This is a genomic window from Thioalkalivibrio sp., from assembly GCF_007692535.1.
Lineage (GTDB): Bacteria > Pseudomonadota > Gammaproteobacteria > Ectothiorhodospirales > Ectothiorhodospiraceae > Thioalkalivibrio.
This window is the reverse complement of the sequence record NZ_REBW01000221.1, coordinates 1-8,063: the sequence shown is the minus strand read 5'-3', so window position 1 is coordinate 8,063 and position 8,063 is coordinate 1. Positions and strand designations below refer to the sequence as shown.

Here is an 8,063-nt window from a genome sequence, read left to right as displayed (position 1 = left end):
GGATCTCGTCGATGTCGCGCTCGTCCTGGTAGGTGTACCAGACGCCCTCGGGGTACACGACGGCGACCGGCCCCTCGTTGCAGCGATCCAGGCAGCCCGCGGTATTGACCCGAACCTGACCCTTGCCGTGGATTCCCATGTCCTTGGCGCGCTGCTTGGCATACGCGCGCATCTCGGTCGCGCCGTGATCCTCGCAGCAGTTGCCGTCGTCACGGAGGTTGGTACAGAAGAAGATGTGTCGCTCGTAGTAGGCCATGCCGCCTCCCGCAGTTCGCCGTCATGATAGCGCCACACCCGCGGGCGCGACAGGCAACGGGATGGACGGTGGGGAAACCGTCAGGCACCGTGCGCCGCAACCCCCATCGCCGACCGGCCAACACCCGAGGCCTGCGGGCTGCTGGTATGCTGAACCGGTCGTCCACCGCCGCCTCCCCGATGAGCACAAACCACGGCCAAGCAGCATCCCCTGCACCCGTTGCTTCGCCGGCAAGCCTGCCCGGGTTTGCCGCGGATCTCGCCGGGGCGGACCGCTGTGTGCTGTGCGGCATGTGCGTCCCTCACTGCCCGACCTACGCGATGCAGCGGATGGAGGGCGACTCACCGCGCGGCCGCATCACCCTGATGCAGGGGCTGGCGCAGGGACGCCTGGAACCGGACAACGAGCGGCTGCGCGGGCATCTCCAGGGCTGCCTCGGTTGCCGCTCCTGCGAAGCGGTCTGCCCGGCGGGCGTGCGTTTCGGTGAACTGATGGACACCAGCCGGCGCATCCTCCGGGAACACCCGGGCGGCGCCTGGCGAACGCTCCCGGAGCGCCTGTTCGGTCCCTGGCGGCGGCTGGCGCTGCGACGGCGGCCGGTGCGCCGCATGGCCGCCCTGGCCGCGCGCGCCGTGCATCGCATCGGCCTGCGGCGCCTGTTCCCGGCATCGAGCCGGCTCGGGCGCGTGCTGCGCCACACCGGTCCCTCGCTGGTCAGGATGCCGCGCCTGGCGCGCCTTGCGGATGCGTCCAGGGCGGATGTCTGGCTCTTCACCGGCTGCATGGACGCCTTCTTCACCGGGCCGGACAGCGCCGCCACGCTGGAACTGCTGCACGCACTCGGCATCCGGGCCGGAGTCCCGCCGGGTCAGGTCTGCTGTGGCGCGATGGACCAGCACCTCGGCCGCACCGACGCCGCAGCCGCGCTGCAACGGGAAAACGAGGTCGCCTTTGGCGGCACCCGGCCCATCCTGGTGCTGGACAGCGGCTGCGAGGCGCAGCTGCGTGAATACCCCGGGGACGCCTGGCGCGAACGCGTCACCAGCCTGACCGGCTTCCTGGCGCAGCTGCCGGTCGAGGACTTCCGCTGGCGATCCGACCCGGTGCGCGTGGCGCTGCATCTGCCCTGCACCCTGCGCAACGTGACCCGCGAGAGCGACGGCATCCGGCGCCTGTTCGAGCGCCTGCCCGGGATCGCCCTGGCCGCGCTCATCCCACCCCAGAACTGCTGCGGTGCGGCCGGTACCGCCATGCTGACCCAGCCCGCAATGGCCGACCCGCTCGGGCAGGCGACCCTCTCGGCACTGGAGGCCGCGGAGCCCGACGTCATCGTCAGCCCGAACGTCGGCTGCAGCGTGCATCTGCGCGCCCTGCAGCAGCGTGGCGGTACCGGGCCCCGGATCGTCTCCCCGGCCCGGTTCCTGCGCGAACGCCTGGCGTCCCCCGGCACGTAGGAGACCTCCGGTCGCGATGCCCTTGTGCTCACCCGACAGCCGTTGATCGCGGCCGGAGGTCGCTCCTGCGGGGTTGTAAGGAGGGCCGTTGCTGGCCTAGCATCCTGCAATGCGCAATCTCTCCCTTGTCGATGAATTGTTGAGCCAGGCGGATGCCTTCGTAAAGGTGGTCTCCGGCCATGCCCGCGCCACGGGGCGCCCGTCTCCGGGGCAGGGGCTCCCGGAGCCCTTCCTGGAGGCCGACGAGCGCCGCCTGGTCGGACGACTCATGCGCGTCAACCATGCCGGAGAGATCGCCGCCCAAGGGCTTTACCAGGGCCAGATGCTCACATCCCGCCGGCCCGAGGTGCGGGCACGCCTGGACCAGTCTGCGCGCGAGGAAGGGGACCACCTGCACTGGTGCGCCGAGCGGGCGCAGGAGATGGGCACGCAGACCAGCCTGCTGAACCCGCTGTGGTATCTCGGCTCACTGGCCATGGGCGCGGCGGCGGGCCTCGCCGGCGATCGCTACAGCCTCGGTTTCGTCGACGAGACCGAACGCCAGGTCGAACAGCACCTTGACGAACACCTCCAGCGACTGCCGCCGGAAGACAACGTGTCGGCGGCGATCCTGCTGCAGATGAAGCTGGAGGAAGTCGAGCACGGCGCGGCGGCGATGGAGCTGGGCGGCCAACCGGTGCCATGGCCCATCCGCAGACTGCTGATGCCGGTCGTCGCCGGGGTGATGACGCGGACGGCCTACTGGATGTGATGCCCGCCGCGCGCACGGCGGCCCGGGCCCGGCCCACAATCGCCGCAGTTCAGTTGGCGCGACTCATGTTCTTGCCGTAGAAGATCTCCATCATCTCGCGCTTCAGCAGCTTGGAGATGCGCGACGCCTCGCGCGCCGGGTAGTCCTCCTTGCCCAGGCCGAACATGTAGTTGTCCAGGTCGAATTCCTTCAGCACCATCTTGGTGTGGAACAGGTACTCCTGGTACACGTTCACGTCCACCATCTGGTACTTGTCCTTGGTGTCGCGCGACAGGAAGTCCTGGATGGAATTGATCTTGTGATCGATGAAGTGCTTCTTGCCGCGGATGTCGCGCGTGAACCCGCGCACCCGGTAGTCCATGATCACGATGTCGGACTCGAAGCTGTGGATCAGGTAGTTCAGTGCCCGCAGCGGCGAGATGCGTCCGCAGGTGGAGACGTCGATGTCGGCGCGGAAGGTGGCAATGCCGCCTTCCGGGTGGGATTCGGGGTAGGTGTGGACCGTGATGTGGCTCTTGTCCAGGTGCGCGAGCACGGTCTCGGGCAGGGGTCCCGGGCCCTCGGTGAAGCCGATCTTCTCGGTGGCGACCGGTTCCTCGGAGATCAGCATGGTCACCGAAGCCCCCTGCGGATCGTAGTCCTGGCGCGAGATGTCCAGGACGTTCGCCCCGATCAGCTGGGCCACGTCGGTCAGGATCTGCGTCAGGCGCGCGGCGTTGTAGGCCTCGTCGATATACGCGATGTACTCGTCACGGTGCCGGTGCCCCGCGGCATAGCAGATGTCGTAGATGTTGAAGCTCAGGCTCTTGGTCAGGTTGTTGAACCCGTGGAGCTTGATGCGCTTGTCGTGCCGAGCCAGCATGGCCTGTTCCTCCAGCCCCAACCAAAGAGCGGCGAATTTTAGACCCCTTGTTCAGTGTGTCAACGATTCAGGCCTCGGCAGGCGCCGGGCCCTCCTGCCGGGGGGCCGGACCCTCGATGATGGTGAAGTCGTGCGAGAGCTTCGCAGAGGCGCCCAGCATGATGGACGCCGAGCAGTAGCGGGTGGCCGAGAGTTCCACCGCGCGGGCCACGTGCTTCTCCGACAGCCCGTCGCCGTAGACGCGGAAATGCACCGCGATCTCGGTAAAGACCTTGGGCACCTTCTCCGAGCGCTGGGCCTCGACGATGACCTCGCAATCCAGCACCGGCTGCCGCGCTTTCTTCAGAATCGCGATTACATCGAAGCTGGTGCAGCCCCCGAGTCCCAGCAGCAGCATCTCCATCGGCCGCGCCCCGAGGTTGCGCCCGCCGAATTCCGGGGCACCATCCATCACCACCGCGTGCCCGGTACCCGTCTCGCCCACGAAGGCCATGCCGTCCAGCCATTTCACCCGTACCCGCATCGGTTCCTGCTCCTCGTGTCGGCGGCCCGATCGCACGGGCCGCGGGAAAATCGTCGCTTGCGCCGGACTTCAGCCGAACAGCCGCTCCAGGGCTGCGCCCGGATCTTCGGCGCGCATGAAGGCCTCGCCGACCAGGAAGGCGTGAATGTCGGCGGCGCGCATACGTGCCACATCGGCCGCAGTCTGGATCCCGCTCTCGGTCACCAGCAACACTTCCGGTGGCACCAAAGCGCGCAGTTCGAGGGTCGTCTCCAGCCGGGTCTCGAAGCTGCGCAGGTTCCGGTTGTTGATTCCCACCAGGTCCGCCCCCAGGCGCAGCGCGCGCTCGAGTTCGTCCCGGTCGTGAACCTCCACCAGCGCATCCAATCCGAGTTCACCCGCAAGCCGGTACAAATCGCCCAGACTGGCGTCGTCCAACGCGGAAACGATCAGCAGGATGCAGTCCGCCCCCAGCGCCCGGGCCTCCAGGACCTGGTAGGGGTCGATCACGAAGTCCTTGCGCAGCACCGGTAACCCACATGCGGCACGGGCCTGCTGCAGGTAGGCGTCGGCCCCCTGGAAGAAGTCGATATCGGTCAGCACCGACAGGCAGGTCGCGCCGTGCTCTGCATAGCTGCGCGCGATGCCTGCCGGGTCGAAGTCCTCGCGCAGGAGTCCCTTGCTGGGACTGGCCTTCTTGATCTCGGCGATGACCGCCGGCCGGCCGGCATCGATGCGCTCGCGCAGGGCCGCGCGAAAGCCGCGCGGGGGTTCCGCCACTGCCGCCAGGGCCGACAGGTCGGCCAGGGACAGGACGTCGACCCGCGCCCGAACCTCGTCGCGCTTGCGCGTCAGGATGCGCTGCAGGACGTCCGGGACGGTCCCTTCCTGCAGGTGGCTCATGGCTTCCATTCGGGCAGCGCGGCGGTGAGTTCGACCAGCTGCCGCAGGCGCTCCCCGGCGGCGCCGCTGTCGATGGCCCGACCGGCCTCGGCAACGCCCTCGGCGTGGCTGGCGGCGCGACCGCTGACGTAGAGCGCGGCGCCGGCGTTCAACAGCACGATGTCGCGGGCCGGTCCGGGCTCGGCGGCGAGCACCGAACGGATCATGGCCGCAGAGGCCTCGATGCCGTCGACCCGGATGCTGTCGAGCGGGGCACGCCTGAGGCCCATGTCCTCCGGGCCCAGTGTGTACTCACGGATCGCGCCGTCGCGGAGCTCGGCTACGTGGGTCGGGGCGGAGATGCTGATCTCGTCGAGTCCGTCCTCGGCATGAACCACCAGGACATGGCGGCTGCCGAGCTTCTGCAGGGCCTCGGCGAGAGGTCGCAGCCACTGTGCCGCGAAGACCCCGAGGACCTGGTTCGGCGCCCCGGCCGGGTTGGTCAGCGGCCCGAGCACGTTGAAGATGGTGCGGATGCCGAGTTCCCGGCGCGGGCCGATGGCGTGGCGCATCGCGCCGTGATGCGCGGGAGCAAAGAGAAAACCGACGCCGAGCCGGTCGATGCAGCTCGCGACCCCCTCGGGCGCGATCCCGAGACGCACGCCCAGGGCCTCGAGCACGTCTGCGCTGCCCGATCGCGACGACACCGAGCGGTTGCCGTGCTTGGCCACGCGTGCGCCGGCGGCCGCAGCGACCAGCGCAGAAACCGTCGAGATATTGAAGGTGCCGGAGGCATCACCGCCGGTGCCGCAGGTATCCACCAGGCCCTCGGTGGCCACCTCGACCCGCGTCGCCAGTTCCCGCATCACCCGGGCCGCCGCGACGATCTCGTCGGGAGTCTCCCCCTTCATTCGCAGCGCGACGAGCAGGGCCCCGATCTGGGCCGGCGTGTTCTGGCCGGTCATCACCGACTGCATCACCGAGACCATGGCCTCCGGTTCCAGATCCTGCCGCTCGATCAACGCGGCGATCGCTTCCTGTATCGTCACCCGGCCCCCCTTGTCTGCGTCGAATTGAAGGATAGGGGCGACAGTCTACCCTCGCTCGCCCGGGCAGACGACCCGTGCTCGTGGGCCACTGGTGGGCCATGGGTTCACGCCGCGGTCGGCAGACGCTTCAGGAAATTGTTCAGCAGATCGTGGCCGTGCCGGGTCAGGATGGATTCTGGATGGAACTGCACGCCCTCGACCGGCAGGCTGCGGTGGCGCACGCCCATGATCTCGTCCAGCCCACCCGTCGCGTCGCGGGTCCACGCGGTCACCTCGAGGCAGTCGGGCAGACTGTCCTGCTCGATCACCAGCGAGTGGTAGCGGGTGGCCTCGAACGGGTTCTCGAGCCCGTCGAAGACGCCCTGGCCGGCGTGGAAGACCATCGAGGTCTTGCCGTGCATGATGGCCTTGGCGTGGACCACGCGCCCGCCGAAGGCCTGCCCGATCGCCTGATGCCCCAGGCAGACACCCAGCAGCGGGATCTCGCCGGCAAAGGTACGGATCACCTCCAGCGACACACCCGCCTCGTTCGGCGTGCAGGGTCCCGGCGAGATCACGATGCCGTCCGGCGCCAGCCGCCGCACGCCCTCGACATCGATCTGATCATTGCGGTGTACCGCCACCTCCGCCCCCAGCTCGCCGAAGTACTGGACGAGGTTGAAGGTGAAGGAGTCATAGTTGTCGATCATCAGGATCATGCGGCGCAACCTTGTGCTTGGGACCGTCGGGTCGAGAGACAGCGCCTTCCTTCGGCAACACGATGAAATCTTCTGCCACTGAAGTGGTCGGAAAGCCGGAGTGAGCGCTGATCCATTCCTGCTCCCCGCCCGGGAGCGACACTCGACCGTTGGGGAGACTTTCGTATGTTCTCACGTTTCACCGCCGTATTGCTGACGGCCCTGCTGCTGGTGCCGGCACCCTTGATGGCGGACAGCAACGCCGCCCTGATCGAGCAAATGCGCGACGGCGGCCTCGTGATCTACTGGCGCCACGCCCTGACCGACCGCAGCCAGCGCGACAGCAATCTGTCCGACATGAACCGTTGCGAGACCCAGCGCAACCTGAACAGCCCGGGGCGGCAGCAGGCGCGCGACGTGGGCGAGGCCTTCGAGCGCCATGGCATTCCGGTGGGCACCGTGCTCAGCAGCGCTTTCTGCCGCAACCGGGATACCGCGGAACTGGCATTCGGCCGGTACGAGCAGGTCGACGACCTCTTCAACCTCCCGGCGGTCGGCGATCCGGCGAGGCGCGAATGGCTGGCGACCTCGCTGCGCGAACGGCTGGCGACGACGCCCGCGGACGCTTCGCTGAACACGGTGATCGTGGGTCACAACCTGAACCTCCGCACCGCCGCCAACGTGTTCATCGACGAGGGCGGAATCGCTGTGTTCGAGCCTCTGGGCGGGAGCCGCTTCCGGCATCTCGGAAGCCTGCGCCCCGAGGACCTGTAGGAACGGTAGGAGGCGTTTTCGGCACGGGCCCGATCGCGGCCACACCGCGGGCGGACCTCGCGGGCGGACCTGGACCGGCCGGCGCGTCTGAGGGCCCGGCCCGACCCGGCCCACTGGGACATGCGGAAGGTTCGGGACCCGATCGCTTCGTCAGCCGTCAGCGGGGATCACACAATCAAATCGGTCTTATTCTTGACTGTTTTGCTCAGGCTTTGCTTTAATGCACTCACAGCACAGTTGCAAGGAGTCCGTCATGAAACTCTCAACCAAGGGCCGCTTCGCCATCACCGCGATGATGGATATTGCCATCCACGAGCGCAGTGGACCCGTCACCCTGATCGGAATCTCCGAACGCCAGGGTATCTCGATGTCCTACCTGGAGCAGATGTTCGCCAAGCTGCGCAAGGGCGGCCTGGTCGAAGGCATCCGTGGTCCCGGAGGCGGCTATCGCCTGGCCCGGCGCCCCGAGCGGATCAGTGTGGCCGACATCATCGACGCCCTTGGCGACACGATGAACCTGACCCGACTGAAGCAGCACCAGGACGAGGCCGAAGAGGAACCGCCGCTGACCGAGGTTCTCTGGCAGGAATTCGACCAGCAGCTGCACGACTTTCTGGACGGCATCACGCTGGACCAGTTCGCCAACCACCCGGAAGTGCTCAAGGTCATGGGCAAGCCGGATGTGCGGCAGTTCCGCCCGCGCCACCACTTCATCTTCGACAGCGCCGCCTGAGCCATCGGGTCGGCTTCCGGCCCCCCGGAGTTCGTCCTCGGAGCGTGAAAGTCACGGCCATGCCCGCGCCCCCTGTGGGAGCGGGCCTCGCCCGCGAACGCGCCGCAGGCGCGCCCGGCGCTG

10 protein-coding genes are annotated in these 8,063 nt (G+C 68.0%); 4 read left to right on the top strand and 6 right to left on the bottom strand.

Annotated elements, in window-relative coordinates; all coding sequences use genetic code 11:
• Positions 1 to 256, bottom strand: a 256-nt coding sequence (locus EA346_RS12760; protein WP_296759190.1) for a (2Fe-2S) ferredoxin domain-containing protein, incomplete at its 3' end; no start/stop codon positions are given.
• Positions 257 to 435: 179 nt separating this feature from the next.
• Here EA346_RS12760 and EA346_RS12755 point away from each other — a divergent pair.
• Positions 436 to 1,710: a (Fe-S)-binding protein gene (locus EA346_RS12755; RefSeq protein WP_296759189.1), complete on the top strand. Its 1,275-nt coding sequence runs from the start codon at positions 436 to 438 to the stop codon at positions 1,708 to 1,710.
• 109 nt (positions 1,711 to 1,819) lie between these two features.
• Entirely contained in the window at positions 1,820 to 2,461 is a 642-nt protein-coding gene (gene coq7 / locus EA346_RS12750) for a 2-polyprenyl-3-methyl-6-methoxy-1,4-benzoquinone monooxygenase (protein WP_296759188.1), read from the top strand.
• A gap of 49 nt (positions 2,462 to 2,510) precedes the next feature.
• On the opposite strand, the gene speD is transcribed toward coq7, so the two are convergent.
• From speD to EA346_RS12725, 5 genes are all read right to left on the bottom strand, one after another.
• On the bottom strand, positions 2,511 to 3,320 hold the full coding sequence (speD, locus tag EA346_RS12745) for an adenosylmethionine decarboxylase (protein WP_296759193.1): 810 nt from the start codon (positions 3,318 to 3,320) through the stop codon (positions 2,511 to 2,513).
• Positions 3,321 to 3,390: 70 nt separating this feature from the next.
• Positions 3,391 to 3,846 (bottom strand): OsmC family protein, encoded by a 456-nt coding sequence (locus tag EA346_RS12740; protein ID WP_296759186.1) that lies wholly within the window; start codon positions 3,844 to 3,846, stop codon positions 3,391 to 3,393.
• 69 nt (positions 3,847 to 3,915) lie between these two features.
• Positions 3,916 to 4,728 (bottom strand): indole-3-glycerol phosphate synthase TrpC, encoded by an 813-nt coding sequence (gene trpC, locus EA346_RS12735; RefSeq protein ID WP_296759184.1) that lies wholly within the window; start codon positions 4,726 to 4,728, stop codon positions 3,916 to 3,918.
• On the bottom strand, positions 4,725 to 5,756 hold the full coding sequence (trpD, locus tag EA346_RS12730) for an anthranilate phosphoribosyltransferase (protein ID WP_296759183.1): 1,032 nt from the start codon (positions 5,754 to 5,756) through the stop codon (positions 4,725 to 4,727). The genes trpC and trpD overlap by 4 nt, the downstream gene beginning before the upstream one ends.
• Positions 5,757 to 5,860: 104 nt before the next feature.
• Positions 5,861 to 6,454 (bottom strand): aminodeoxychorismate/anthranilate synthase component II, encoded by a 594-nt coding sequence (locus EA346_RS12725; RefSeq protein ID WP_296759180.1) that lies wholly within the window; start codon positions 6,452 to 6,454, stop codon positions 5,861 to 5,863.
• Between the two features lie 225 nt (positions 6,455 to 6,679).
• Between EA346_RS12725 and EA346_RS12720 the strand changes: the two genes are divergently transcribed.
• The gene (locus tag EA346_RS12720; protein WP_296759191.1) at positions 6,680 to 7,207 is read left to right on the top strand and encodes a histidine phosphatase family protein; all 528 of its coding nucleotides are present in this window, start codon (positions 6,680 to 6,682) and stop codon (positions 7,205 to 7,207) included.
• A gap of 253 nt (positions 7,208 to 7,460) precedes the next feature.
• Positions 7,461 to 7,940 (top strand): Rrf2 family transcriptional regulator, encoded by a 480-nt coding sequence (locus tag EA346_RS12715; protein WP_296759178.1) that lies wholly within the window; start codon positions 7,461 to 7,463, stop codon positions 7,938 to 7,940.
• Positions 7,941 to 8,063 lie beyond the last annotated feature (123 nt).